General features: G+C 64.4%; 25 protein-coding genes. 14 read left to right on the top strand and 11 right to left on the bottom strand.

The window, feature by feature from the left end:
* Positions 1-30: 30 nt before the first annotated feature.
* On the top strand, positions 31-339 hold the full coding sequence (locus QNA11_RS02240; protein ID WP_283481807.1) for a CCDC90 family protein: 309 nt from the start codon (positions 31-33) through the stop codon (positions 337-339).
* Between the two features lie 61 nt (positions 340-400).
* Here QNA11_RS02240 and QNA11_RS02235 read toward each other — a convergent pair whose 3' ends face one another.
* Entirely contained in the window at positions 401-985 is a 585-nt protein-coding gene (locus QNA11_RS02235; protein WP_202073545.1) for an HdeD family acid-resistance protein, read from the bottom strand.
* Positions 986-1,183: 198 nt separating this feature from the next.
* Here QNA11_RS02235 and QNA11_RS02230 point away from each other — a divergent pair, with 198 nt between their 5' ends.
* Together QNA11_RS02230 and QNA11_RS02225 are read left to right on the top strand one after the other, a co-directional pair.
* A complete protein-coding gene (locus tag QNA11_RS02230; RefSeq protein WP_283481806.1) occupies positions 1,184-1,858 on the top strand; it encodes a YggS family pyridoxal phosphate-dependent enzyme in 675 nt (224 codons plus the stop codon).
* A 171-nt stretch (positions 1,859-2,029) separates the two neighbouring features.
* On the top strand, positions 2,030-3,340 hold the full coding sequence (locus QNA11_RS02225; protein WP_283481805.1) for an IS4 family transposase: 1,311 nt from the start codon (positions 2,030-2,032) through the stop codon (positions 3,338-3,340).
* Between the two features lie 115 nt (positions 3,341-3,455).
* Here QNA11_RS02225 and QNA11_RS02220 read toward each other — a convergent pair whose 3' ends face one another.
* On the bottom strand, positions 3,456-3,986 hold the full coding sequence (locus tag QNA11_RS02220) for a L,D-transpeptidase family protein (RefSeq protein WP_283481804.1): 531 nt from the start codon (positions 3,984-3,986) through the stop codon (positions 3,456-3,458).
* 54 nt (positions 3,987-4,040) lie between these two features.
* Between QNA11_RS02220 and QNA11_RS02215 the strand changes: the two genes are divergently transcribed.
* From QNA11_RS02215 to QNA11_RS02200, 4 genes are all read left to right on the top strand, one after another.
* The gene (locus QNA11_RS02215) at positions 4,041-4,616 is read left to right on the top strand and encodes a winged helix-turn-helix domain-containing protein (protein WP_283481803.1); all 576 of its coding nucleotides are present in this window, start codon (positions 4,041-4,043) and stop codon (positions 4,614-4,616) included.
* 34 nt (positions 4,617-4,650) lie between these two features.
* On the top strand, positions 4,651-5,100 hold the full coding sequence (locus QNA11_RS02210; protein ID WP_283481802.1) for a cyclic nucleotide-binding domain-containing protein: 450 nt from the start codon (positions 4,651-4,653) through the stop codon (positions 5,098-5,100).
* A gap of 146 nt (positions 5,101-5,246) precedes the next feature.
* A complete protein-coding gene (locus QNA11_RS02205; protein WP_283481801.1) occupies positions 5,247-5,633 on the top strand; it encodes a hypothetical protein in 387 nt (128 codons plus the stop codon).
* Positions 5,634-5,904: 271 nt separating this feature from the next.
* Positions 5,905-7,533 (top strand): alpha-D-glucose phosphate-specific phosphoglucomutase, encoded by a 1,629-nt coding sequence (locus QNA11_RS02200; RefSeq protein WP_283481800.1) that lies wholly within the window; start codon positions 5,905-5,907, stop codon positions 7,531-7,533.
* A 296-nt stretch (positions 7,534-7,829) separates the two neighbouring features.
* Here the strand turns inward: QNA11_RS02200 and QNA11_RS02195 are convergent, their stop codons facing one another.
* On the bottom strand, positions 7,830-9,581 hold the full coding sequence (locus tag QNA11_RS02195) for a pilus assembly protein TadG-related protein (RefSeq protein WP_283481799.1): 1,752 nt from the start codon (positions 9,579-9,581) through the stop codon (positions 7,830-7,832).
* A 16-nt stretch (positions 9,582-9,597) separates the two neighbouring features.
* The gene (locus tag QNA11_RS02190) at positions 9,598-10,020 is read right to left on the bottom strand and encodes a TadE/TadG family type IV pilus assembly protein (RefSeq protein WP_283481798.1); all 423 of its coding nucleotides are present in this window, start codon (positions 10,018-10,020) and stop codon (positions 9,598-9,600) included.
* Between the two features lie 270 nt (positions 10,021-10,290).
* Here QNA11_RS02190 and QNA11_RS02185 point away from each other — a divergent pair, with 270 nt between their 5' ends.
* Positions 10,291-11,106 carry a lytic murein transglycosylase gene (locus tag QNA11_RS02185; RefSeq protein ID WP_283481797.1) on the top strand — a complete coding sequence of 272 codons (816 nt, stop codon included), beginning with the start codon at positions 10,291-10,293 and terminating at the stop codon, positions 11,104-11,106.
* A gap of 266 nt (positions 11,107-11,372) precedes the next feature.
* On the opposite strand, the gene QNA11_RS02180 is transcribed toward QNA11_RS02185, so the two are convergent.
* The 5 genes from QNA11_RS02180 to QNA11_RS02160 form a co-directional block, all read right to left on the bottom strand.
* The gene (locus QNA11_RS02180; RefSeq protein ID WP_283481796.1) at positions 11,373-12,959 is read right to left on the bottom strand and encodes a peptide chain release factor 3; all 1,587 of its coding nucleotides are present in this window, start codon (positions 12,957-12,959) and stop codon (positions 11,373-11,375) included.
* Between the two features lie 495 nt (positions 12,960-13,454).
* Complete coding sequence (locus QNA11_RS02175; protein WP_283481795.1) at positions 13,455-14,045, bottom strand: DUF3501 family protein; 591 nt, start codon at positions 14,043-14,045, stop codon at positions 13,455-13,457.
* A gap of 160 nt (positions 14,046-14,205) precedes the next feature.
* The gene (locus tag QNA11_RS02170; RefSeq protein ID WP_283481794.1) at positions 14,206-15,549 is read right to left on the bottom strand and encodes a heterodisulfide reductase-related iron-sulfur binding cluster; all 1,344 of its coding nucleotides are present in this window, start codon (positions 15,547-15,549) and stop codon (positions 14,206-14,208) included.
* 165 nt (positions 15,550-15,714) lie between these two features.
* Positions 15,715-16,134 carry a rubrerythrin family protein gene (locus QNA11_RS02165; RefSeq protein ID WP_165051722.1) on the bottom strand — a complete coding sequence of 140 codons (420 nt, stop codon included), beginning with the start codon at positions 16,132-16,134 and terminating at the stop codon, positions 15,715-15,717.
* Between the two features lie 139 nt (positions 16,135-16,273).
* Positions 16,274-17,293: a methyltransferase gene (locus QNA11_RS02160; RefSeq protein ID WP_283481793.1), complete on the bottom strand. Its 1,020-nt coding sequence runs from the start codon at positions 17,291-17,293 to the stop codon at positions 16,274-16,276.
* A gap of 34 nt (positions 17,294-17,327) precedes the next feature.
* Here QNA11_RS02160 and QNA11_RS02155 point away from each other — a divergent pair, with 34 nt between their 5' ends.
* Together QNA11_RS02155 and QNA11_RS02150 are read left to right on the top strand one after the other, a co-directional pair.
* The gene (locus QNA11_RS02155) at positions 17,328-17,915 is read left to right on the top strand and encodes a poly-gamma-glutamate hydrolase family protein (protein ID WP_283481792.1); all 588 of its coding nucleotides are present in this window, start codon (positions 17,328-17,330) and stop codon (positions 17,913-17,915) included.
* A 7-nt stretch (positions 17,916-17,922) separates the two neighbouring features.
* A complete protein-coding gene (locus QNA11_RS02150) occupies positions 17,923-18,180 on the top strand; it encodes a hypothetical protein (RefSeq protein ID WP_283481791.1) in 258 nt (85 codons plus the stop codon).
* A 102-nt stretch (positions 18,181-18,282) separates the two neighbouring features.
* Here the strand turns inward: QNA11_RS02150 and der are convergent, their stop codons facing one another.
* Positions 18,283-19,686, bottom strand: a complete 1,404-nt coding sequence (gene der, locus QNA11_RS02145; protein ID WP_283481790.1) for a ribosome biogenesis GTPase Der — start codon at positions 19,684-19,686, stop codon at positions 18,283-18,285.
* Positions 19,687-19,935: 249 nt separating this feature from the next.
* Between der and QNA11_RS02140 the strand changes: the two genes are divergently transcribed.
* Positions 19,936-21,246 (top strand): IS4 family transposase, encoded by a 1,311-nt coding sequence (locus tag QNA11_RS02140; protein ID WP_283481789.1) that lies wholly within the window; start codon positions 19,936-19,938, stop codon positions 21,244-21,246.
* 85 nt (positions 21,247-21,331) lie between these two features.
* On the opposite strand, the gene QNA11_RS02135 is transcribed toward QNA11_RS02140, so the two are convergent.
* Positions 21,332-22,639 carry a UDP-glucose dehydrogenase family protein gene (locus QNA11_RS02135; RefSeq protein ID WP_283481788.1) on the bottom strand — a complete coding sequence of 436 codons (1,308 nt, stop codon included), beginning with the start codon at positions 22,637-22,639 and terminating at the stop codon, positions 21,332-21,334.
* Between the two features lie 244 nt (positions 22,640-22,883).
* Here QNA11_RS02135 and QNA11_RS02130 point away from each other — a divergent pair, with 244 nt between their 5' ends.
* The 3 genes from QNA11_RS02130 to QNA11_RS02120 are packed head-to-tail and all read left to right on the top strand — an operon-like array spanning position 22,884 to position 24,119.
* Positions 22,884-23,141, top strand: a complete 258-nt coding sequence (locus tag QNA11_RS02130) for a type II toxin-antitoxin system Phd/YefM family antitoxin (RefSeq protein ID WP_202073720.1) — start codon at positions 22,884-22,886, stop codon at positions 23,139-23,141.
* Between the two features lie 4 nt (positions 23,142-23,145).
* Positions 23,146-23,556 carry a type II toxin-antitoxin system VapC family toxin gene (locus QNA11_RS02125; protein ID WP_283481787.1) on the top strand — a complete coding sequence of 137 codons (411 nt, stop codon included), beginning with the start codon at positions 23,146-23,148 and terminating at the stop codon, positions 23,554-23,556.
* A gap of 32 nt (positions 23,557-23,588) precedes the next feature.
* Positions 23,589-24,119, top strand: a complete 531-nt coding sequence (locus tag QNA11_RS02120; protein ID WP_283484147.1) for an AAA family ATPase — start codon at positions 23,589-23,591, stop codon at positions 24,117-24,119.
* Positions 24,120-24,197: the final 78 nt, after the last annotated feature.

The raw sequence follows: 24,197 nt of genomic DNA, 5'->3' as shown, positions 1-24,197 counted from the left end.
GGTGGGGCCGACAGTGTTATATCTGGCCCCATGACAGCCCAGGTCCTTTTCAATCCCCTTGCCTATATCGACCGGCTCACGCGCGGCGGGTTCTCGCCAGAGCAGGCGCGCGCCTCGGCCGAAGCGCTGGAGACCGCCTTTGCCGAAAGCGTGGCGACAAAGACGGACGTCGCCGAACTCAAGCACGGAACAGAGCTGCTGCATCGCGACCTCGCCGAGGCCGAGGCGCGGCTTCGACTGGAGATTTCTCAGTCCAAGAACGACATTTTACGCTGGGTTTTCGGGTTCAATCTCGCGCTGATCGGGGCGGTTTTCGCCATCATAAAATTCGCGCACTAAAAGCCTTGCAGGGTCCCTGCAAGGCCTCACGAGCGGCCCCGGGGCGCCGATTAGCCCTGGCTTACGCCGCCATTCTCTCCGCAGGCTTCGCCGCGAGCCCCATCGCCACCCAGCCGACGCCCTCGAAGATGAGGTTCACGCCAAGAAAAAGGCCCAGGATGTAAAGCCCCGACACGGGCCATTCGGCGAGAATCAGCACGCCGAGCAGCAAGCTGAGGCCGCCAGCCAGCGCGATGAGCTGCCAGCGGCTCAGATCGCGCAACTGATAGGCGAGGACGAGCTTCATGATCCCGCCCGCGATCAGCAGCGCGCCGACGAGCGCCGTCAGCGACATGGCCGCGACCAGCGGATAGCGCGCGGTCGCCAACCCCGCGAAGACCGTGATCGCGCCGACGACGCCCCACAGCACGGCGCGCCCCATGGGGCGGATATGAAAGGCGGTGACGATCTCCCAGCCGCCCGCGACGACCATCGCCGCGGCGATATAGATCACGGTGACGATCGTCGCCGCAAAGACGTTGAACAGCGCAAAGACGCCGCCGGCGATGAAGAGCGCGCCCAAGGCGACGATCCAACCCCATTTGGCCCGGCAATGGGCGGTGTGGACGGCAAAAGGTTCGGTGGAAGAGGCTTCGATATGGGTCATTTTCAACCTCCCGGCCGCGCCGCTCCGTTGGCGGCGGCAAACATCGCAGACCTAACGGCTTCGAGAGGAAGGGGTTCCCTACGCGTAAGCTCCGGCGCCTCGAACGCGGCAAAAGCGCTATCGGGGCGTCTCATCCAGCCCATGGATTTTCGACCTCGGCCGTAATATCCGTTCAGCGAGCCCCGCGAGAGTGAGCCATTGTCCATCATCGACCGCCTGAACAACGCCAAAGACGCCATCGCGCGCGCCGCCTCGGATTGCGGCCGCGACCCCGCGACCGTCACGCTCGTCTGCGTGACCAAGACCTTCCCGGCCGAGGACGTGCTGCCGCTGCTCGACGCCGGCCAGCGCGTCTTCGGCGAGAACCGCGTGCAGGAGGCCATGGGCAAATGGCCGGCGCTGCGCGAGAAGTTTCCGGGGATAGAGCTGCATCTCATCGGCCCGCTGCAGTCCAATAAGACCAAGGAAGCCGTCGAGACCTTCGACGTGATCCAGAGCGTCGACCGCGAGAAAATCGCGCAGGCGCTCGCCGAGGAGATGGCAAAACAGGGCAAGCGCCCGCGCCTCTTCATTCAGGTCAACACCGGCGCCGAGCCGCAGAAGGCTGGCGTCTTGCCGCAGGACGCCGACGCCTTCATCGCCGCCTGCCGCGACAAATACGGGCTCGAGATTTCAGGGCTCATGTGCGTGCCGCCGGTCGACGAGCAGGCCTCGCCACACTTCGCACTGCTCGCGGATATCGCCAGGCGCAACGGCGTGCCGGAGCTCTCCATGGGCATGAGCTCGGATTTTGAGCTCGCGATCCAGCTCGGCGCCACTTATGTCCGCGTGGGGTCGGCGATCATGGGGACGCGGGAGTACCCGCAGGCCTGACCCCCTCCCTGTCCCTCCCCCGTTTCACGCTATCGAATGCACACATCGTGATTGCCTCGGTGGGGTCTGTTTGATTCCGTGGGTCGTGTATTGATTCGCGGGGTGGGGCATGGCGATTTCGTATGGACTGGGGCGGTTCGGCGACCGCCGCCTGGAAAAAGGGGGGTCTCGTTGCATCGGGGCCTCGTCGCGCGGCCGTGCGCGCGCATCCGTCGGATCGCCGGCGGGCGGCGGGCGCAGGAGGTGCGGCTCACGCGCTTCCTGCGCAATCCTGCGGTGACAGCCGAGGAGATGGCGCGGCACGCCGCCGGGCTCACAGCGGCGCGGGCGGCGGGTCGCGACATAGTGGTGGCGCAGGACACCAGCGAGCTGGCGCTCGGCGGCAAGCGCGCGCAGGCGAACGGCTATGGGCCGGTCGGCAAGGGCGGCGGGACGCGCGGCCTTTTGCTGCACGCGGCCCTGGCGCTCGACGCCGGCACGGGCGCGCTGCTCGGCCTCGCTCATGCCGAGGTCTGGAACCGCGACACGGGGGCCAAGGTCGCGGCGCGGCGCTCGCGCGCGCTCGCGGACAAGGAATCGCAGCGCTGGCTCGATGTGGCGGCGCATGCGCGCGAGGATTTCGCGGCGGCGAAGCGGATCACTGTCGTCTCGGATCGGGAGAGCGACATCTACGCGCATCTCGCGCAGCGTCCGGGCGGCGTGGAGCTGATTGTGCGCGCCTGCCAGAACCGGACGATCGCCGCAGACGGCGAGGATGCGATCGAGCTTTTGTTCCCCTTCGCCGACGGATTGGCCGAGGCGGGCCGCTTCGTCGCCGAGATCCCGGCGGCTCCGGGACGCAAGGCGCGCAAGGCGGCGCTCGCGGTCCGCGTCTCGCCGGTCACTTTGCGCAAGCCGCGCCACGGCGCGCGCGACTTGCCGGACGCGGTCGGCGTGACTTTGGTCGACGTGCGCGAGGTCGGGGCCGCGGAGGGCGTCGCGCCCATTCATTGGCGGCTTCTCACGACCTATGCGGCGACGAGCCTGGCCGAGGCGCGCCGGGTGATCGACCTCTATCGAATGCGCTGGACCATCGAGGAATTCTTCCGCACGCTGAAGACGGCGGGCTTCGAGATCGAGCAGGCCGACATCTGCGATCCGAAAGTGATGATCAAGCTGGTGGCGGCGACGGCGGTCGCCGCGGTGACGGTCATGCAACTGGTCAAGGCGCGCGACGGCGCGACCGACCAGTTGCTGACGGACGCTTTCGAGCCCGAGGACGAAGCGCTGCTGGAGGCCGTCTCGGCCAAGCTCGAGGGCGCGACGGCCCGCCAGAAGAACCCCCACCGCAAAGGCAGCCTCGCCTTCGCCGCCTGGGTCGTCGCCAGGCTCGGCGGCTGGACCGCCTATTACGGAAAGCCCGGCCCCAAAGTAATGCGCCAGGGCCTCGACGACTTTCGACGAATAAAGTTCGGAGCCGCGCTGACCTTCTACGATGTGTGAATCCGATAGCCCGTTTCACGGGAGAGGGGACGCTCACGATCAGCATTCTATACGGAGGCGCCAATCTACTCCCTCTCCCGCGAAGCGGGGGAGGGTTGGGGAGGGGGCGCTACCGTCAGCCGACCACGATTGCCGCCTTCCGCCCCAGCCTCGGCGCGAGCCGCGCCATGTCGCGCGCCCGCAGCGCCACGCAGCCGGCCGTCGGGCCCAAATCCTCCGTCGCAACGTGAAAGAAAATCGCGCTGCCCCTGCCCCGCAGGCGCGGGCAAATATTATAATCCATCACCCCCACGAGATCGTAGAGCCGATCGTTACGCCACATCTCCTCATGGCTTAGCCGCGACGACGTCTTGAGCGGGCGGTTGTAGAGAAAGCTCCCCGGATCATCGCACCAGATATCGTCGCGCCGCGTCAGCCGCCAGGGCGCGCGTAAGGGCGCAGGCTTTCTCGAGTAGAAGCGCAAGATCCGCCAGCGCCCGGCCGGAGTCGCGCCGTCGCCCTCGCGCTTCTGATGCCTGACGCCCGCGCGGCCCAAGGCGCAAGGGATCACGAGGGAGCCGGCGATCAGCCGCCCTTCATGCGGCTTGCCGCCGATGCGCCGGGCGACGCGGAGGATCGAGAGCTTCGTTGCGCGAAATCGAGGCATGGACCAAGATCGCCTTTCCGTTTCCCGCTCTATAGCAAAGATCGCACGCCTTTCATGGTCCGACGTCTGCTCATCGCCGCCAGCCCGGGGCTCTTTGCAAGCCTCGCGCAGCAATTCTCGGCGCTCGGAGGGCATGACTTGCGTACGCTCGCCGAGGCGGGCGCCTCTCCCGCAGAGGCGGATGCGGCCGTTCTCGACGGCGCCTTTTGCGACGCGCCCACATTGGCGCGCGCGCTGAGGGACGCGGGCTTTGCTGGGCCGATCGTCATTATCGGCGACGCGGCGCCCGACGCCGACGCGGCCCTGGCCCGCCCTTTCCGCTTCGCCGACCTTCTCGCCGCCCTCGCGCCGGCGCCGCTGGAAACGCCGGACCGCGGCGCGCGGCTCACGGAAAAGGAGGCGGCCATTCTCGATCGCCTCATCCGGGCAAGAGGCGCAATTGTCACAAAGGCCGAACTCCTGGCCGACGTCTGGGGCTACGGTCCGAGCGTCTCGACGCGAACCCTCGAAACCCATATTCATCGGCTGCGGAAGAAAGTAGAAACCGACCCGCGGCGCCCGCAGAAACTTCTGACCGAGGACGGCGGCTACCGGATCGAAAAATGGAAAGCGGCGAACCTCCCGCCATAAAAAAGCGGCATAAGTCGCGCTTGCTGAAAATCAAATGGCTCCGGAAGACGACATCGACAATCTGACGCGCATTCCGCTCTTCGCGATTTTCGAAGGAAGCGCGCTGCGCAAACTGGCGCTCTCCTCGGAGACGCGACTCTTTCGTTCGGGAGACACGCTTTTCCGGCGCGGCGAGGAATCCGACGGCGGCTATATTCTCGCCATGGGCTCGGTCGGTCTTCTACCTTATGACGACGCGCGCCCGCCGAGCCACATCCTGCGTCCCTGGGCGCTGATCGGCGAAACCGCTTTGGTGGCGCCCTCGCGGCGGCCGGTGACCGCGCGTGCGATGGAGCCGACGACGGCGCTCAAGATCGGGCGCGCTATGTTCCACCAGATTCTCGAACAATATCCGGCCACTGCGGCGCGGACGCGGGACTTCTTCCGCGACCGCCTCGTCAACTTCACCCGCCAGGCGATGACGGGACTTTCGGCCAGCGAGTAATCCGTATTTTCACCAATTGAGAAAAGAAACGCGCGCGCCACTCGACGGGCGGCGATTCAGGTTTAGATTCGAGTGTATTGACGCTCGAGTTCTGTGGGCTGTTGCGTCGCGTCTTCGCCGCGTCGCCCGCAAATTGGGAGGTGCATATGCGTAAGAGCCTGAATTTAGCGCTTTCCGGCGCCCTGATCGGCGCCACGGCGATGACGGCGATCCCGACCGAAGTTCTCGCCGGTCCGATGGGCGTCGCCCCGCCGGCGACGGTGGGCCTCTCGGCCCCGGTCGATCAGGTCTGGTACCGCCGCGGCTATGGCTATGGCTATCGCCGGCCCTATTACGGGGGCTATTATCGCCGCGGCTACAACCCCGGCGCGGCGGTTGCGGCGGGCGTGGGCCTCGGCCTCCTCGGCGCCGGCCTCGCCGCCTCGAGCAGCGGCTATTACGGCGGCTACTATCCCTATTACGGCGGCGGCTATTATTATCCCTCCTACGGATATGGCTACGCCTATCCTGCCTACAATTATTGGGGCTGGTAAGTTCACCGCTGACAAAGCGGCGGCAACGCCCCTCGCGCTTCGAGACGCCTGCTACGCAGGCTCCTCAGCATGAGGGGCACTTCTACATCACTTAGGCCTCATCCTGAGGAGCGAGCGACGCTCGCGTCTCGAAGGACGAGGCCGCCTCGGAAGTTTGTCGGCAAACGGCGGCGGCGCTAAAGCGCGCCGCCGTTTTTTTAACGCCGTTCCGACTATAGATTCCGCCCCGTCGGCGTTTTTGGGAAGATTCCAGCCGCACGCAGAGGCAGAAATGGCGAAAGAAATCGCGACTACCCCTTATCTGGATCAGCGTCCCGGCACCTCGGGACTGCGCAAGAAGGTTCCCGTCTTCCAGCAGCGCCATTATGTCGAGAATTTCGTGCAGTCGATCTTCGACAGCCTGGAGGGCTTCGAGGGGCAGACGCTCGTCGTGGGCGGCGACGGTCGCTACTATAATCGCGAAGCGATCCAGAAAATCCTCAAGATCGCCGCCGCCAATGGCTTCGGCCGCGCGGTGGTCGGCCGCGGCGGGATTTTATCGACGCCCGCCGTCTCGGCGCTCATCCGCTCGATCAAGGCTTTCGGCGGAATCGTCCTTTCGGCGAGCCACAATCCCGGCGGCCCGGAGGGCGACTTCGGCATCAAATACAACGTCGCCAATGGCGGCCCGGCGCCGGAGAAGGTGACGGAAGCCATTTACGCCCGCACCAAGGAGATTGCCTCCTTCAAGATCGAAGAGGCGCCCGACGTCGACATAGACAGCATCCGCGTCACGCAGCTCGGCGCCATGCGCGTCGAGATTGTCGACAGCGTCGAAAATTACGCGGCGCTGATGCAGGCGCTTTTCGATTTCGATCGCATCCGCGACGCTTTCCGTTCGGGCTTCACGATCAAATTCGACGCCATGTCGGCGGTGACCGGCCCCTATGCGCACGCAATTCTCGAAGGCATGCTCGGCGCCGCGCCCGGCAGCGTGCTCAACGGCGAACCCCTGCCCGACTTCGGCGGCCATCATCCCGACCCCAATCTCGTCTACGCCAAGCATCTCTACGATCTCGCCATGTCCAACAAGGCGCCGGACCTTTGCGCGGCGTCGGACGGCGATGGCGATCGCAATCTCATCATCGGCCGCGGGCGTTTCGTCACGCCCTCGGACAGCCTCGCCATTCTTGCCGCCAATGCGCATCTCGCGCCGGGTTACAAGAACGGCATCGCCGGCATTGCGCGCTCCATGCCGACGAGCGGCGCCGCCGATCGCGTCGCGGCGAAGCTTGGCGTCCACATGTATGAAACGCCTACGGGCTGGAAATTCTTCGGCAATCTCCTCGACGCCAGCCTGGTCACCATTTGCGGCGAGGAGAGCGCGGGCACGGGCTCGAACCATGTGCGCGAGAAGGACGGGCTTTGGGCCGTGCTGTTGTGGCTCGACGTGCTCGCTGCACGCAAGCAGAGCGTCGATACGATCGTGCGCGAACATTGGGCGACCTATGGCCGCAATTATTATTCGCGCCACGACTATGAGGAAGTCGACAGCGACGGCGCCAATGCGCTCATCAAAACGCTGCGCGATCGCCTGCCCTCGCTCAAAGGAAAAGCCTTCGGCGCACTGGAAGTGAAAGACGCCGACGACTTTGCGTATCACGATCCCGTCGATGGTTCGGATTCGAAAAACCAGGGACTACGCGTGATGTTCGCACACGGCTCGCGCATTGTGTATCGACTCTCGGGCACGGGCACGGCGGGCGCGACTCTGCGCGTCTATATCGAGCGCTACGAGGCCGATCCGGCGAAACAATTCGTCGAGACGCAGCAGGCGCTGTCCGACCTCATCGCGTTCTCACACGAGATCGCCGAGATCGAACGCTTCACGCAACGCAAGACGCCGAGCGTGATTACCTGACGCGGGCTGGAGTTATACCATTTTTGGTGAACAGCTCGCATTGGGGCGCGTCATTCCCGGCGGGCTGAAAGCCCGACTGGGAATCCAGAGCCACAGAAACGCAGGTTTTACCCAGCTCCCGTCATTGCGAGCGAAGCGAAGCAATCCAGGACAGCGATGCGGCCCTGGATTGCTTCGTCGGCTCCGCCTCCTCGCAATGACGGCGGTGATTTTCCTGTGTGTCCAAACGGCGCGAGCGTCGGGGATGGCGCCGAAGCAATTAAGCGATCTCGTATCAGTGGTGAGAATTGGCCTTTTTAATTCACCAAAACCCCCGCGCCGCATTTCACCCCACCAACCCAAGTATCCGCCTGGCCGAGCCCGACGCCGAGGGTCTGGAGCAGTTGCGACAGCGTCTGATCGATGGGCGTTGTGGCGCTCGCCAGCGTCGTCGCCACGGTCTGATCGAGGCCCGCGGGGACCAGCAGGCTCAGACCCAAGGCGGTCACCTTCAACTGTAAGCCGCCGAACAGATTGTAGAGCAGCGAAGATATGAAATCCGTGGTCGAGGTCGTCTTCTTCGTCGCCTGCAAGATCTCGGAATAGGAGAAAGAAACAGGGGTCGCCTGCAGATTTGTCACCGTCGCGTGGGCGAGCCCGGTCACTTTGGCGATATTCGCCAAATTGAGCAGTGTCGCCGGGCCGGGGTTGGGCGCGCTGGTAAAATTGCCGAACTCTGTGCTGGACACATTTCCGATCCAGGCGTCGACGACCGCCGGGGTAACGCCGAGCGTGACGGAAGAGCTTGTCGGGTCTCCAGAGGCGCATTGGACGCTCGAGAGCTGTGCTGTTCCCGAGGCAAGTTCGACATAGAGAGGCGCATGGACCGTGGTCGACAGGCCCGGAACCGTGATTTCGAGCGTCAGCAAGAGCCGCGTCTGCGCGGTGTGGACCGACGCCCCCGCCGCGCCGACCGCGACCCAGCTTGTTCCGACCGGTCGCTCGCCGATGGCGAGCTGCAGCGACGCCGAAGCGACGCCGGGAAGACCAAGATTGAGGCCCGCCTCGATCTGATGCTTGCCATTGGCGATTTGCGCAATGGCGGAAACAAGGTCGAGTGCAGAGACGCTGACGGAGATTGGCGCCGCGGAGCCGACTGTCATCGACCCATAGGGGCCGTAGGAAAGCAATTGATTGATCGGCGCCGTCACATTCGGCGCGGCGGCGGTGATCTGCGACAGCGCGCCGATCGCAGTCGATCCGACCGCCGTATTGGCTTTGGCGGCGTCGAGCGCCGCGCCCAGAAGATCGCCCGCCTTGAAGGTCCCTGCCGCGAGCTGGTCATAGGTGACGGCGGTCAGGCTCGCGCGCGTCGCAAGCGCATTGGAAAAAGTGAAGAGGTCGATACTGGTGCTAGCGAGCGCCTGATAATCCATAAGGGAGAGGCTCAGATTGGTCCCCAGCAGCGCACCGAGCACAGAGTTCACGACGCCGCCGTTCAGACTGGCGAGCCGCGATCCGATGGCGAAGGAGGCCAGCGCGTTTTGCGCCGCAGTCGCCTGAGCGGAAATCGCCACGCCCTGCTGAGGCGCGCTGCCGCCAGCCGCCCCGCAAGGCGAAGCGGTCGTGCATGAGTCGGAGATAGCGGCGACCGCGGCCGGCGCCATCATCGCAAAAATGGCGCTGAAAATGCGCGGCGTGGTGATCTGCGTCCTCAGCCGCACGCCGTTCGACGACGCGAGCGGCTGCACGGTAAAGCGCTTGTCGGCAGGCACGGAAGCGTCCGCGACATAGGCGCCGGTTTCCACGCTCTGCAAAGCGTTTGCCGCAAATCCATTCAGCGCCAGTGTCGCAATGGCGGCGTCCTGCGCCTTGGCGAGATTGCCCGCCGCCGCGACCGCGGCGAGATCCGTAGCCGCCTGGAGCCGTCTTTTTTGGTAGAAAAAGCTGCCGAGATCGACCGCCAATGCGGCGACGCCGACGACGACCAACATGGCGAGAGCCATGACGATCGCGACCGAGCCCTTGGCGTCGGAACAAAAGCGCCTGCGGCCGGGCGCGTTCGTCATGCGTCGTCTTTCCATCTCAGTATCCGCCATTCTGGACGGCCGCGGAGCGGGTGATGGTCGGCGACGCCGAGGCGAGAACATTGTAGAGCTTGAATGCGGGGGAGGCCGACATGTCGTAGCTGAGCGTCACCTGGAATGTCCCACCCTGCGAATTGGTCGCCACAGAGAGCTTTTGCGGATCGAGCATCCCGTAGACGCCGACGTTCTTCGTGACATAGTTCTTGGCCAATTGGTCGCGTTCCGTGGCGCTCAGCCCGCTGACCGAGGCGCGCGCCGATTCCGCGGCGAGTTGTTGCACCGAATTATAGACGCCGAATACGAGACCGAAGCATATGATCCCGAACAGGACCAAGAATAGGGCCGGCCCCACAAAGGCGAATTCTACCGCAACGACTCCCAAGCGATTGTCAAGGAATCGCCGATCCAGCCGTTTAGCCATTGAAGTTATTCCTGAATTTCCCGCCACAGCGCAGAACTCGAAAGTGGCGGCAAAGTCCTAATAAATGCATTATTCGAAAGGATTTATTTCGAAATATCCACGTGAAACCAGCATTGATAAGCTGAAACACAGCCATTGAGGGCTTTGTGCAAGCGAAAGCACTGCTTTAAACGCGCGGGTGCAAATCGAGCGGATTGGAGCATTGCGGCTTGCCCGAGAGTCGAACGGGACATTAGCCTAGACTTGCTGAAAACCGTGGGAACACGAAGAATGCTCAAGTTATTTCCTCTTGCTTTCCTCCTTATGCTGATCTCGCCGCTTCCAACGCGCGCCGCCTCTTGCGGCGGCTCGGCGACGGGCTTCGGCGCCTGGCTCGATGACTTCAGGCAGGAAGCCGCCGCCAAGGGGATTTCACAAAAGACGCTCGATGCGGCGCTTGCCGACGTCGCCTATGATCGCGCCATCATCTCGCGCGACCGCGGCGCGCAGAAGGTCTTCAAGCTCAGCTTCGACAGATTCGCCGCCCGGCTGATCACGCCCTCCCGGCTGGCGCGGGGTCGCGAGCTGCTTCAGCGCCATGCTGATCTCTTGCGCCGGATCGAAGCCCGCTACGGCGTGCCCGGTCCTGTGCTGATCTCGATCTGGGGCCTGGAGACGGGCTTTGGCGCTGACAACGGCAACTTCAAAACACTGCAGGCGCTGGCGACGCTCGCCTATGACTGCCGACGCTCGCCGCAATTCACGCAGGAATTGAACGACGCGCTCACAATCGTTCAATCCGGCGACATGTCGCCCGCCCGCATGCGCGGCGATTGGGCCGGCGAGATCGGGCAGACGCAGTTCATGCCGTCTTCCTATCTCAAATACGCGGTCGATTTCGACGGCGACGGCAGGCGCGATCTCATCCGTTCGACGCCCGACGCGCTTGCCTCGACCGCGAATTTCCTGCGCGGCAAAGGCTGGCAGGCGGGCGCCGGCTGGGCGGAAGGCGAACCCAACTTCCCCGTCTTTCTCGAATGGAACCAGTCGCGGGTCTATGCGCGGACGCTCGCCCTTTTCGCTACGAAGCTTGCAGGCGAGCGATAATACGCGATCCGCTCGATTGGTTAGCTGCCGTTCCCGACGCTCGCTCGAGCGAACGATCGGGAATGACACGAGCAAAATAGCGCTGGTTTTGCCCAGAGCCCGTCATTGCGAGCGAAGCGAAGCAATCCAGGGCAGCGATGCGGCCCTGGATTGCTTCGTCGGCTTCGCCTCCTCGCAATGACGGCGGTGATTTCCAGCGACGCCGACCCAATCAAGCGGATCTCGTATGACAAGTCCCAACGCGAGCTGTCCAAACGGAAAGAGTGTTACGCTGCGCTCTTTTGATAGTCCTTCACATCCGAGAACTTGATCGCCGGATTGCGTTCTGCGTCATAGTTGAGCTGAAACGCCGAGGTGCTCATGAACACCGGCGCGCCATCAAGATCGTCGGCAATGCTGGAGCCGTTCGAGTCGACGAAGCTTTTGAGCTTCGCGGGCTCGTCGGAAGTGATCCAGCGGCAGATGGTGAAACGCGAGGTTTCGTAGCGCGTTTGCAAGCCATATTCGGCGCCGAGCCGCGTCGCCAGCACGTCGAGCTGCAGCGCGCCGACGACGCCGACGATGGAGCCGGAGCCATCATGCGGCGTGAAGACCTGCACGACGCCCTCCTCCGCCAATTGCTGCAAGGCTTCGCGCAGCTTCTTCGCCTTCATCGCGTCGGAGATAAGAATGCGGCGCAGGATTTCCGGCGCGAAGCTCGGCACGCCGCGAAACACGATATCCTCGCCCTCGGTCAGCGTATCGCCGATGCGCAATTGCCCATGGTTCGGCAGGCCGACGACGTCGCCCGCATAAGCCTCGTCGGCGATGGAGCGGTCGCGCGCGAAGAAGAATTGCGGCGCGTTGATCGGAATGTTTTTGCCGGTGCGAATGAGCTTCGCCTTCATGCCGCGCGTGAGCTTGCCGGAGCAGACGCGCATGAAGGCGATGCGGTCGCGGTGGTTGGGGTCCATATTCGCCTGGATCTTGAAGACGAAGCCGCTCATCTTCGGCTCATTCGCCTGCACGACGCGCTTATCGGCCTCCTGCGCGCGCGGGCTCGGCGCATATTCGGCCATGGCGTCGATGAGATCGCGCACGCCGAAATTGCGCAGCGCGCTGCCGAAGAAGACGGGGGTGAGATGCCCCTCGCGAAAGGCCGCGAGGTCGAAAGGCTTCGAGCCCTCCTCTGCCAGCATCGCCTCCTCGCGCCAAGCGTCGGCCGCGTTGGGCAGGAGCGTATCGAACAACGGATCATCGAGGCCGTTCGTTTGCAACAGGTCGGCGTCCTTGTCGATCTGGCGCACCGTCTTGGTCGCGAAACGATAGGTGCCGGCGAAATTCTTGCCGCCGCCGATGGGCCAGGTGATCGGCGTGGTGTCGAGCGCCAGCGTCTTCTCGATCTCGTCGAGCAGCTCGAAGGGATCGCGGCCCTCGCGGTCGAGCTTGTTGACGAAGGTGACGATCGGAATGTCGCGCAGGCGGCAGACCTCGAACAGCTTGCGCGTGCGCGCCTCGATGCCCTTGGCCGCGTCGATCACCATCACCGCCGCGTCGACGGCCGAGAGCGTGCGATAGGTGTCTTCCGAGAAGTCCTCGTGGCCGGGCGTGTCGAGCAGGTTGAAGACGCAGTCGGCATATTCGAAGGTCATCACCGAGGTGACAACCGAAATGCCGCGCTCTCGCTCGATGCTCATCCAGTCCGAGCGCGTCTGCTGGGCGTTGCGCTTGGCCTTCACCGCGCCGGCAAGCTGAATGGCGCCGCCGAAAAGCAGGAGCTTTTCGGTGAGCGTGGTCTTACCGGCGTCCGGGTGCGAGATGATCGCGAAAGTGCGTCGCCGCGAAACAGGGTCGCGGGTGGTGGCGGTGGTCAAGAGCGGCTCGTTTCTAGAGGAATTGGTTTGCCGATGGGATTACCGGCAAGCCGCGCCCTTCGCAACTTCCTCGCCCTGCGGGACGCCGCCTTCGTCGGCTCCTCGTCACGATGAGGTCGCTCCCCAGCCTGCGGCTCCGCTCCTTGACGAAGCGCCGGGGCGCGAGCAAATCTGATCAGGAGCCCCCCATGATCAAGACTATATCCGCGCTCGCCGCATTATCGCTCGCCTTCGTCCCCCTTCACATCCCGGACGCCGCCGCGTGGCATCTGCCAAGCAAGCGCGCTTGCTTTAGACACGCCCATGCGCCCGACTGCGGCTCATCCGCAGTGGCGATCTGCCTGTCGAGGCGCGCGTGCGCCCTCGATACTGGAAAGACCATCCACGTCTGCACAAGCTGGCGATGCCAGCCGAAAGACATGCGCCGGATGTGAGACTTTTGACTCTGCGCGCTTTCTCATCGCTCGCATGATTCCATGCGGGGCGGAAAGCGCGCTAAGCGAAATCCGCCGCGAGCGCGTCGCGCGTCGCCTCCGACATCACCGCCATATGGCTGTAGTTCGGATGCGAGAGCCCCAGGATCGCCCGTGCATTCGGCTGCCGGAAGGCCTCGACCTGCGCGTCGGTGAAGAGAAAATGCACGAACTGCACGCTGCTCGCCTTGCCGTCGGCGGTGGTGCGGTCCTGGTCGGTCTCCGCCTTGCCGATGACGCGCTCGGCGCCGATCTCGATGAAGGCGGCGTCCTCGACGCCGCCCAGCCCCGCCAGCACGCGGGCGCGGCGCAGCGGATCGTCGATCTCGATCATAAAGGTCGCGACCAGCTCGCGCCCCTTGGGGATGAGCGGATTATAGGCGGCGAGCTCTTCGGGAATCTGCGCGTCGCCGCCACGCTCGATGTGCAGCATCTCCTGCACTTGCAGCCACATCGTGTCGAAGCTCTCGAAATAGAAGGTCACGAAGGGCCCGACCTCGACGCGGCGGTTGCGCTTGATCGCCGTGATGCGCTTGCGATGCTCCGCGCGCGTCCTGGCGTATTCCGCCCAGGGGAGAATGTCGGCTCGGGTGATTTCGTGACGGTTCGTCATCGTCTTGGTGCTCCGTAACCTTGAGCCCTCATGCTGAGGAGCGCCAAAGGCGCGTCTCGAAGCACGAGGGCGAGGCAAGATTGGCAATCCGTTTTTCCTCCCCTTCGAGACGCAGCCTTCGGCTGCTCCTCAGGATGAGGAAAAACCCCAGCGGCCCTTATTACTCGCTCGCGACGCCATAGGCCCGCGCCATCAGCACGATCGGGTGGCTCACCCGCTCGGGCTTCGGCTTGTCGCCAGCGAGCGTTTCGATCCCCTGCTCGATGTGGATGCCCGCAAGCGGGCATTCCGACACCACATGTTTCTTGCCAGCGGTGTCGAGCTGGCGCATGGCCGGCTTGCCGACCTTCATGGCGGTTTCGAAATTGCCCTTCTTATAGCCCCAGGCGCCGCCATGGCCCGAGCAGCGCTCGACCACTGCGACATCGGCCTGAGGAATGAGCCGCAGCAGCTCCGCGCCCTTTTGGCCGAAGTTCTGCGCGCGTGAATGGCAGGACATATGGAAGGCGACCCCGCCCTCGACAGGCGCCATGCCTTCGGCGAGCCCCTCTTTCTTGGCGATGTCGACGACATATTCGGACAGGTCAAAAGTCGCCTCGGCGAGGCGCTTCACGCTCGCGTCATTCGGCAGAATAAGCGGCCATTCGAATTTCAGCATTAACGCGCAGGACGGCACCGGCGCGACAATGTCGTAGCCTTCGTCGATATAGGGCGCCAGCGCCGCGGCGACCTTGCGCGCCCCATCGGCGACCTCGTCGAGCAGCCCCTGCTCCAGCTTCGGCATGCCGCAGCAGCCCGGATAGACCACTTTGGTCTCGACGCCGTTTTTCGCGAGCACCGCCAGCGCCGCCACGCCGATCGAGGTGTCGTTGTAATCGCCATAGCAGGTTGCGTAGAGAGCGACCTTACGGGCCTTGGCCGGGCCGGCTTCGTTGCGCGCGGGCGGATTGGCCTTGGCGAGCGCCTCCAGCGTCTGGCTGGCGTATTTCGGCAGCTCGGCGTTCGGATCAATGCCCGCGACTTTCTCCTCTAACCCGCGCATAGGGCTGCCGCGGCGCGTCGCCCAATTCACGGCGCCCGAAATCAGCGTCGCCCATTTGCCATTACGATCGGTCTCCGTCAGCGCGCGATCGGCGGCGCCGACGCCATTCTTCTTCGCCTCGACCGCGCGGTAACGCAGCAGCAGATGCGGGAAATCGAGATTGAACTCATGCGGCGGGACATAGGGGCACTTCGTGAGGAAGCACATGTCGCAGAGCGTGCAGGCGTCCACGACCTTCTTGAAGTCTTTGCTGTCGACCGTATCGAGCTCGCCGTTCGCAGATTCGTCGACAAGATCGAAGAGCCTCGGAAAGCTGTCGCAGAGATTGAAGCAGCGGCGGCAACCATGGCAAATGTCGAAGATGCGGCGCATTTCCGCGTCGAGCTTCGCCTCGTCATAGAAATCGGGATTTTCCCAATCCAGAGGAAGTCTGGTTGGCGCCTCGAGACTGCCTTCTCTCATGATCGTCCTGCTTGAAGCCGCGTTTTGGCCTCTCCCCATAAAAACGGGGAGAGGCTGGTCGTCAGGGGCCAGCGAGAGGAACTGGGGCTAGCCCGGCCCCTCACCCCCGCCGCACTTAGGCGTCTCGCGACGCCCCATGCGCGACGAGGGAATTCTTCGAAAAGCTTATTTCAGCTCGTCGAGCGCCTTCTGGAAGCGGCCGGCGTGGGAGCGCTCAGCCTTGGCGAGCGTCTCGAACCAGTCGGCGATTTCCTCGAAGCCCTCTTCGCGGGCCGAGCGGGCCATGCCCGGATACATGTCGGTGTATTCGTGGGTCTCGCCGGCGACGGCGGCCTTGAGGTTGTCGGCGGTCTTGCCGATCGGCAGGCCCGTGGCCGGATCGCCGACGACCTCGAGGAATTCCAGATGGCCGTGGGCGTGGCCGGTCTCGCCTTCCGCGGTGGAGCGGAACACGGTGGCGACGTCATTGTAGCCTTCGACGTCGGCCTTTTGAGCGAAATAGAGATAGCGGCGGTTCGCCTGCGATTCGCCGGCGAAGGCGGCCTTCAGGTTCTCTTCGGTCTTGCTGCCCTTGAGCGTTGCCATTATTGCCTCCAAGGAGAAATTTCGTAACGGAGCGCATGGGCCCCGCGACGCATTCTTAGAATAATTCAAAACTGAGCCGTCGTCCAACTGAAATCTGGCGACGCGCGGCGCCTTTCCCGCCCTTTTCGCCAGCCCTTTTTCACTCCGCCTGTTTGATCCCCACGACCATTGAGTCGGGGCCCACCAGATGCTCGACGCGCGTCTCGCTGAAGCCCGCCTCCTTCATCCAGCCCTGGCAGTCCGCGCCGGTGTAGTCGAAGCCGCCCTGGGTTTCGATCAGCATGTTGAGGCTCATCAGCAGGCCGAAAGCGTTTTGGCGGCGATCGTCGTCGATGAGCGCCTCGTAGACGATGAGCGCCCCGCCAGCGGGTAAGGCGTCATAAGCCTTTTTCACGAGGAGGCGTTTCTGCTCGAGATCCCAGTCGTGGAGGATGTGCCCCATGATGATCACATCCGTTTGCGGCAGCGCGTCTTTGAAAAAATCGCCCGCGTGGAACTGCAGCCGCTCCGACAGTCCGTTTGCGGCGACGAATTCCTCGAAGATCGGCCCCACCGGCGGCAGGTCGAAGCCGCCGCCGCTCAAATGCGGATGGGCGCGCGCGATGGTGACCGGAACCATGCCCTGCGCCACGCCGACATCGACGAAGCTTTTATAGTTTTTCCACGGAAACTTACCGGCGATGGCGTTGGCGGCGCCGGCGCTCACCCCGCTCATCGCCGCGAGGAAGCCGCGCAGCCTTGCGGGATCGGCATAGAGCGCCGCGAAGAAGTCGCTATCGTCCTTATTCTCGCTCTGGCGTCGGCCGGTCCTCAGCGCCTCGGTGAGATGGCCCCAGCTTTCGTAAAGCCGGGCGTTGGCCATCTCCAAAAGCCCGCCGACATAGCTGGGCCTGGCGCGCACGAGGAAGAAATCGGCGTCGGGCGCATTGCGATAGTCGCCATCCTGACGCTCCAGCAGCCTCAAAGCGACCAGCGCGTCGAAGAAATCCCGCGCCGAGCGCTCATGGAGGCCGAGCCGCGTGCGGAGCGATTCGAGATCGGCGGGGCCTTCGGCCAGCGCGTCGAAAACGCCGAGCTCCACGGCCGATAGCAGCGCTTTGGCGTTCCAGAACGACATGCCGAGGGCGAGAAGCTTTTCGGGCGAGGGCCTTACAGTCATGACAAACCTCTTCTCGCGACGCTAATTTCTTTTGATGGCCGACCAATATCACAGCTTCACGGCGCTCGCCGCGCGCGAGATCAAGGACATGCACTACCGCATCCGGCTCACGGCGCGGCGTTCCCCCATCGCCATCCTCGCGCCGCATGGCGGCTTCATCGAGCCCGGCACATCGGAGCTTGCAACGGCCATCGCCGGGAGGACGCATTCGCTCTACTGTTTCGAGAGCCTGACGCTGCGCGCCAAAGGCGACGGGCTGCACATCACCTCGACGCGCTTCGACGAGCCGCAAGCCCTGCTGCTGGCGGCGCGTTCGGAGATCGTGGTCGGCGTGCATGGGCGCAAGAACGGCGCGGACCCGGCGACGGTCTGGGTCGGCGGTCTGCACGAGGAATTGCGCGACGCCATCTGCGCCGCGCTGACAGTCAGCGGATTCCAAGCCAAAGCTGTCGGAGAAGGGCATCCGCTCGCGGGTCGCGATCCGGCGAATATTTGCAACAAGGGGCGCCTCGGCGCCGGCGTGCAACTGGAGCTGCCGAGAGCGCTCAGGATCGCCTTCGCGAAGGACGCGGCAATTAGCCGCGCCTTCGCCGAAGCAGTGCGGAGAACTCTGCGAAGCTGAGGGATTTTTGAAAAATACCGCGGGGATCGCGCAGCATGCCGCTTATTTTGGCTCGGTCTCAGATTTACTTCCAGCACCCTTTAGCCTAGCCGTGCTGCGTGCTGAAAAACGCACGGTCCAAAAATGCGGCCCAAAGGAAAAAACGATGTCGCTTCCCAACCAGCCTTCCAAAATGAAGCCCCTTTTCATCGCTCTGGGCGTCATTGCTCTCATTGTCGCGCTTATCACCCAGGCGCCGTCGATCGTCCGGGCGCTGTCCGCCTGAGTTAGATCGAATGCTTCGGGCGCGAGCTGGAAGCGCTTCCGGGGTCGCCATGGCGACCCCGTTTTCGTTTGGGGGCCAGCTCTGCGGCTGAAGGATTGGCGCTCAGCCTTTCCGCTTCTTGCCTGCGAAGGGATTATCCCCCGCCCGCCTCGAAATGCGGATCGGCACGCCCGGCAGATCGAAAGCCTTGCGTAGCCCGTTGATCAAGAACCGCTCGTAGCTCGACGGCAATTCCTCGAGCTGATTGCCGAACAGCACGAAATGCGGCGGGCGCGATTTCGCCTGGGTCATATAGCGGATCTTGATGCGCCGGCCCGAGACGGCGGGCGGCGGCGTCTCTTCCACCGTTTGCAGCAGCCAACGATTCAAGCGCGAGGTAGCAATGCGCTTGTTCCAGACCTCATGGGTTGCGGCGATCCCCTCCATGAGCCTGTCGAGCCCCTGCCCCGTCGCGCCGGAGACCGGCACGACCGGGCAGCCGCGCACCTGCGGCAGCAGCCGCTCGGCGTCCTCGCGCAGCTTTGTGAGCGTCGCGTTCTTGTCCTCGATCAAATCCCATTTGCCGAGGCCGATCACGAAAGCGCGGCCCTCGCGCGCGGTGAGATCGGCGATGGTCAAATCCTGCTTCTCGAAGGGGATCGTCGAGTCGATCAGCAACACCACCACTTCCGAGAAGCGCACGGCGCGCAGCGCATCGGCGGCTGAAAGCTTTTCCAGCTTGTCGATCACCTTGGCGCGCTTGCGCAGGCCCGCCGTGTCGAAGAGCTTGATCTTGCGGTCGCGCCACAGAAAATTGACGCCGATCGAGTCGCGCGTGATGCCCGCCTCGGGGCCGGTCAGCAGCCGCTCCTCGCCGAGAATGCGATTGATCAGCGTCGATTTCCCGGCGTTGGGCCGCCCGACGACGGTGATGCGCAGCGGCTTGGTGACGTCGAGATCGCTGCCGTCCTCCTCGTCGTCATAGAGGTTTTCGTCCTGCTCTTCCTCTTCCTCGGCGGGCTCGGCGGTCTCTTCTGGCAGCGCCTCGCGCAGCGCCGCGTAGAGCTCGCTCATGCCCTCGCCATGCTCGGCGGAAAGCGGCACGGGATCGCCCAGGCCCAGCGAATAGGCCTCGAAAGCCCCCGCCTCGCCCGCCTTGCCTTCCGCCTTATTGGCGATGAGGATCACCGGCTTGGCGGCGCGGCGCACGAGATCGGCGAAATATTTGTCGTCCGGCGTGACGCCGACGCGCGCGTCGATGACGAAGAGAATGGCGTCGGCGGAGAGGATGGCGTTTTCGGTCTGGGCGCGCATGCGCCCTTCGAGCGTCGCCGCCGCGCCCTCCTCCAACCCGGCCGTGTCGATGATGGTGAAGCGCAGATCGGCGAGCTTGGCCTCGCCCTCGCGGCGGTCGCGGGTGACGCCGGGGCGGTCGTCGACCAGCGCCAGCTTCTTGCCGGTCAGCCGGTTGAAGAGCGTCGACTTGCCGACATTGGGCCGGCCGATGATGGCGAGCGAGAAGGACATTTTTTCAGTTTTCTCCGGAACACCCGCGGGCATAACACAGATAAGCCGGCGGACGACCAGTTTACCCAAAAAAATGGGCCCCCTCCCTGTCCCTCCCCCGCTTCGCGCTATCGAATGCACACATCGTGATTGCCTCGGTGGGGTCTGTTTGATTCCGTGGGTCGCGTATTGATTCGCGGGGTGGGGCATGGCGATTTCGTATGGACTGGGGCGGTTCGGCGACCGCCGCCTGGAAAAAGGGGGGTCTCGTTGCATCGGGGCCTCGTCGCGCGGCCGTGCGCGCGCATCCGTCGGATCGCCGGCGGGCGGCGGGCGCAGGAGGTGCGGCTCGCGCGCTTCCTGCGCAATCCTGCGGTGACCGCCGAGGAGATGGCGCGGCACGCCGCCGGGCTCACAGCGGCGCGGGCGGCGGGTCGCGACATAGTGGTGGCGCAGGACACCAGCGAGCTGGCGCTCGGCGGCAAGCGCGCGCAGGCGAACGGCTATGGGCCGGTCGGCAAGGGCGGCGGGACGCGCGGCCTTTTGCTGCACGCGGCCCTGGCGCTCGACGCCGGCACGGGCGCGCTGCTCGGCCTCGCTCATGCCGAGGTCTGGAACCGCGACACGGGGGCCAAGGTCGCGGCGCGGCGCTCGCGCGCGCTCGCGGACAAGGAATCGCAGCGCTGGCTCGATGTGGCGACGCATGCGCGCGAGGATTTCGCGGCGGCGAAGCGGATCACTGTCGTCTCGGATCGGGAGAGCGACATCTACGCGCATCTCGCGCAGCGTCCGGGCGGCGTCGAGCTGATCTTGCGCGCCTGCCAGAACCGGACGATCGCCGCAGACGGCGAGGATGCGATCGAGCTTTTGTTCCCCTTCGCCGACGGATTGGCCGAGACGGGCCGCTTCGTCGCCGAGATCCCGGCGGCTCCGGGACGCAAGGCGCGCAAGGCGGCGCTCGCGGTCCGCGTCTCGCCGGTCACTTTGCGCAAGCCGCGCCACGGCGCGCGCGACTTGCCGGACACGGTCGGCGTGACTTTGGTCGACGTGCGCGAGGTCGGGGCCGCGGAGGGCGTCGCGCCCATTCATTGGCGGCTTCTCACGACCCATGCGGCGACGAGCCTGGCCGAGGCGCGCCGGGTGATCGACCTCTATCGAATGCGCTGGACCATCGAGGAATTCTTCCGCACGCTGAAGACGGCGGGCTTCGAGATCGAGCAGGCCGACATCCGCGATCCGAAAGTGATGATCAAGCTGGTGGCGGCGACGGCGGTCGCCGCGGTGACGGTCATGCAACTGGTCAAGGCGCGCGACGGCGCGACCGACCAATTGCTGACGGACGCTTTCGAGCCCGAGGACGAAGCGCTGCTGGAGGCCGTCTCGGCCAAGCTCGAGGGCGCGACGGCCCGCCAGAAGAACCCCCACCGCAAAGGCAGCCTCGCCTTCGCCGCCTGGGTCGTCGCCAGGCTCGGCGGCTGGACCGCCTATTACGGAAAGCCCGGCCCCAAAGTAATGCGCCAGGGCCTCGACGACTTTCGACGAATAAAGTTCGGAGCCGCGCTGACCTTCTACGATGTGTGAATCCGATAGCGCGAAGCGGGGGAGGGTTGGGGAGGGGGCCGCGGGAATCTAACGCCCCAGCGGCGCCCGTCCCCTTGCCCTCAACTCAGACCGGCCGGCCGATGCTGACATAGCGCAGGCCGTAACGCTCGGCCTCGGCCACCGGATAGACGTTGCGCAGATCGACCAGTATCGGCTCGGCGAGCAGCTCCTTCACCCGGCCCAGATCGAGGGCGCGGAATTCGTCCCATTCCGTCACCAGCGCGACGGCATGAGCGCCCGTCACGCAATCATAGGCGTTGCCGGCATAGTCGATCGTCGGCATGAGCGCCTTCGCCTGCGCCATGCCCTCGGGATCATAGCCGCGCACGGATGCCCCCGCGTCCAGCAGCGCCTGCACGATCGCGAGCGACGGCGCGTCGCGCATGTCGTCGGTATTGGGCTTGAAGGTCAGGCCCAGGAGCGCGATCGTCTTGCCGCGCACCGAGCCGCCGCAGGCCGCGATGATCTTGCGACCCATGGCGCGCTTGCGCTGATCGTTGATGCTGACCACGGTTTCGACGATGCGAACGGGCGCCTCGAAGTCGTGGCCAGTCTTGACCAGCGCCAGCGTATCCTTCGGGAAGCAGGAGCCGCCATAGCCCGGCCCGGCATGCAGAAACTTGGAGCCGATGCGCTTATCGAGGCCGATGCCGCGCGCGACATCCTGCACATTGGCGCCCGTCGCCTCGCACAGATCGGCGATTTCGTTGATGAAGGTGATCTTGACCGCGAGGAAGGCGTTGGCGGCGTATTTGATCAGCTCCGCCGTGCGGCGCGCCACGAAGACCATCGGCAGGCCGTTGAGCGAGAGCGGGCGATAGATCGCCCCCATGACCTCTCGCGCGCGCTCGCTCTCAACGCCGAGCACGACGCGGTCGGGCCGCTTGAAATCCTCGATTGCCGCGCCTTCGCGCAGGAACTCCGGGTTGGAGACCACGTCGATCTGCAGGTCCGGGCGCGCCTCACGCACGATGCGCTCCACCTCGTCGCCGGTCCCGACCGGCACGGTGGACTTATCCACGACGACGAGCGGCCCAGTCGCGGCGCGCGCGACTTCGGCGGCGGCCGCGAAAACGTAAGAAAGATCCGCATGGCCGTCGCCGCGACGCGAGGGCGTGCCGACCGCGATGAAGACCGCGTCAACGCCCGCCACGGAGGCTTTGAGATCAGTCGAGAAGCTTAGACGCCCGTCGCGGACGTTGCGTTCGACGAGCTGCTCGAGCCCCGGCTCGTAGATCGGCATCACGCCCGCTTCGAGCGCTTTGATTTTCGCCTCGTCGAGATCGACGCAAACGACCGTATGGCCGAAATCCGAAAAACACGCCCCGGACACGAGACCCACGTAACCACTGCCAATCATCGCAATGCGCAAAATCCACTCTCCCTCGGTTCGTGGGGGCGTTCGGCCGACAGGCTCTCGCAGCGGAAAGAGTTCCGCACAGGCGGGTTAGCGACCCAGTATTACAGATTCTTGTCGGCGATCTCTGGCAGAGGCTTCCTTACAGAAGCGAGGCGGGAAAGTCGACTTGGGGTTGAACGCTGGAGCGGCGACGGCTCTCGACATCGGATGAGCATGTGCTAACTAGTTATCTGACTAGTTCGAGAGAAAGCAGCCGATGAGTAGCTGGCCAGTGCAGGACGCCAAGGCGCGGTTCAGTGAATTGCTTGAGACCTGCCTGAAGGAAGGCCCGCAGATCGTCACGAAGCGGGGCGCGGAAACCGCCGTGCTCGCCCCGATCGGGGAGTGGCGGCGCCTGCAACAGGCGGCGCGGCCGAGCCTCAAGGAACTCCTTCTCGCGCCAGCGCCACGGGGCGAATTGCTTATACCCAAGCGCGGGGCCCGGCGCCGCCGCTCGCCGGTCGAGATCGACTGAACGCATGTATCTGCTCGACACCAATGTCGTCTCGGAGCTTCGTCGCCCGAAGCCCCACGGGGCGGTGCTGGCGTGGCTCGAAAGCGTCGACGACGCCGACCTGCGCCTCAGCGTCGTGACCATCGGCGAAATTCAGGCGGGCATAGAGATCACCCGCGAGCGCGACGAGGCGAAGGCGCGCGAAATCGAAAACTGGCTGGAGCTTGTAGCGCAGTCCTACAATGTGCTGCCCATGGACGCCGCCGCCTTCCGCTGCTGGGCGCGCCTGATGCACCGCCGCTCGGACGATTTGCTAGAAGATGCGATGATCGCCGCGACCGCGATGGTGCACGGGCTGACGGTAGTCACGCGGAATGTGCGGGATTTTGAGGCGTTTGGGGTCCGAGCACTCAATCCGTTTGAATTAAAAAGATAAAGGAACGCGCTTCCTTGGGTGATCGTTTCGTGATGATCTCTGGCTGTTCTGGCGGCGGAAAGTCGACCCTGCTGGCTGAGCTTAGCAATCGTGGATATGCCGTGGTGGACGAACCAGGGCGGCGCATTGTGAATGAAGAATTGGCAGCCGGGGGCACGGCTCTCCCTTGGGTCGATCTGGCGGCGTTTCTTCGCCGCGCCATAGATGCGGCTTTAGCTGACCGCGCCTCTGCAGCAGCTCATGAAGGATGGGTGTTCTTCGATCGCGGTCTCGTGGACGCGGAATCCGCCTTGGAGGCTCTGACGGGAGAGCCGATCTCCCGATCACTTTGCATGACCAATCGGTACCATCACCGCGCTTTCATGGCTCCGCCCTGGCCCGAAATTTACGTGAGGGACGCGGATCGCCGGCACGGATTGGACGCTGCAAAAGCAGAATATGATCGCTTGATGAGGGCGTTTCCCGCCCTCGGGTACGATGTAATCAGCTTGCCGAGGTCCACGGTATCGGCGCGCGCTGATTTCGTTCTAGCGTGTCTCGGTAACGCTCTGCCGAGCGGCTAACAGCGGATGAGTCGCGAAACGTCGCGAAGAGGTCACTACGCTCGATCGTTTAAAAATACAGATACCCTATTGATCTAG

It is taken from the genome of Methylocystis sp. JR02 (genome assembly GCF_030063565.1).
In the GTDB taxonomy this organism is placed as follows: domain Bacteria; phylum Pseudomonadota; class Alphaproteobacteria; order Rhizobiales; family Beijerinckiaceae; genus Methylocystis; species Methylocystis iwaonis.
The sequence above is the reverse complement of the archived record's forward strand: the minus strand, read 5'-3'. Positions and strand labels throughout refer to the sequence as shown.

Excerpts from the sequence above, each read along its gene's own strand:
- QNA11_RS02120 (WP_283484147.1), top strand. The coding sequence starts at position 23,589 with ATGATCTCTGGCTGTTCTGGCGGCGGAAAGTCGACCCTGCTGGCTGAG.
- QNA11_RS02220 (WP_283481804.1), bottom strand. The coding sequence starts at position 3,986 with ATGCCTCGATTTCGCGCAACGAAGCTCTCGATCCTCCGCGTCGCCCGG.
- QNA11_RS02235 (WP_202073545.1), bottom strand. The coding sequence starts at position 985 with ATGACCCATATCGAAGCCTCTTCCACCGAACCTTTTGCCGTCCACACC.
- QNA11_RS02170 (WP_283481794.1), bottom strand. The coding sequence starts at position 15,549 with ATGAGAGAAGGCAGTCTCGAGGCGCCAACCAGACTTCCTCTGGATTGG.
- QNA11_RS02205 (WP_283481801.1), top strand. The coding sequence starts at position 5,247 with ATGCGTAAGAGCCTGAATTTAGCGCTTTCCGGCGCCCTGATCGGCGCC.
- QNA11_RS02185 (WP_283481797.1), top strand. The coding sequence starts at position 10,291 with ATGCTCAAGTTATTTCCTCTTGCTTTCCTCCTTATGCTGATCTCGCCG.
- QNA11_RS02175 (WP_283481795.1), bottom strand. The coding sequence starts at position 14,045 with ATGACGAACCGTCACGAAATCACCCGAGCCGACATTCTCCCCTGGGCG.
- QNA11_RS02240 (WP_283481807.1), top strand. The coding sequence starts at position 31 with ATGACAGCCCAGGTCCTTTTCAATCCCCTTGCCTATATCGACCGGCTC.
- QNA11_RS02210 (WP_283481802.1), top strand. The coding sequence starts at position 4,651 with ATGGCTCCGGAAGACGACATCGACAATCTGACGCGCATTCCGCTCTTC.
- QNA11_RS02200 (WP_283481800.1), top strand. The coding sequence starts at position 5,905 with ATGGCGAAAGAAATCGCGACTACCCCTTATCTGGATCAGCGTCCCGGC.
- QNA11_RS02165 (WP_165051722.1), bottom strand. The coding sequence starts at position 16,134 with ATGGCAACGCTCAAGGGCAGCAAGACCGAAGAGAACCTGAAGGCCGCC.
- QNA11_RS02130 (WP_202073720.1), top strand. The coding sequence starts at position 22,884 with ATGAGTAGCTGGCCAGTGCAGGACGCCAAGGCGCGGTTCAGTGAATTG.
- QNA11_RS02190 (WP_283481798.1), bottom strand. The coding sequence starts at position 10,020 with ATGGCTAAACGGCTGGATCGGCGATTCCTTGACAATCGCTTGGGAGTC.
- QNA11_RS02215 (WP_283481803.1), top strand. The coding sequence starts at position 4,041 with ATGGTCCGACGTCTGCTCATCGCCGCCAGCCCGGGGCTCTTTGCAAGC.
- QNA11_RS02160 (WP_283481793.1), bottom strand. The coding sequence starts at position 17,293 with ATGACTGTAAGGCCCTCGCCCGAAAAGCTTCTCGCCCTCGGCATGTCG.
- QNA11_RS02155 (WP_283481792.1), top strand. The coding sequence starts at position 17,328 with ATGGCCGACCAATATCACAGCTTCACGGCGCTCGCCGCGCGCGAGATC.
- QNA11_RS02125 (WP_283481787.1), top strand. The coding sequence starts at position 23,146 with ATGTATCTGCTCGACACCAATGTCGTCTCGGAGCTTCGTCGCCCGAAG.
- QNA11_RS02195 (WP_283481799.1), bottom strand. The coding sequence starts at position 9,581 with ATGACGAACGCGCCCGGCCGCAGGCGCTTTTGTTCCGACGCCAAGGGC.
- der (WP_283481790.1), bottom strand. The coding sequence starts at position 19,686 with ATGTCCTTCTCGCTCGCCATCATCGGCCGGCCCAATGTCGGCAAGTCG.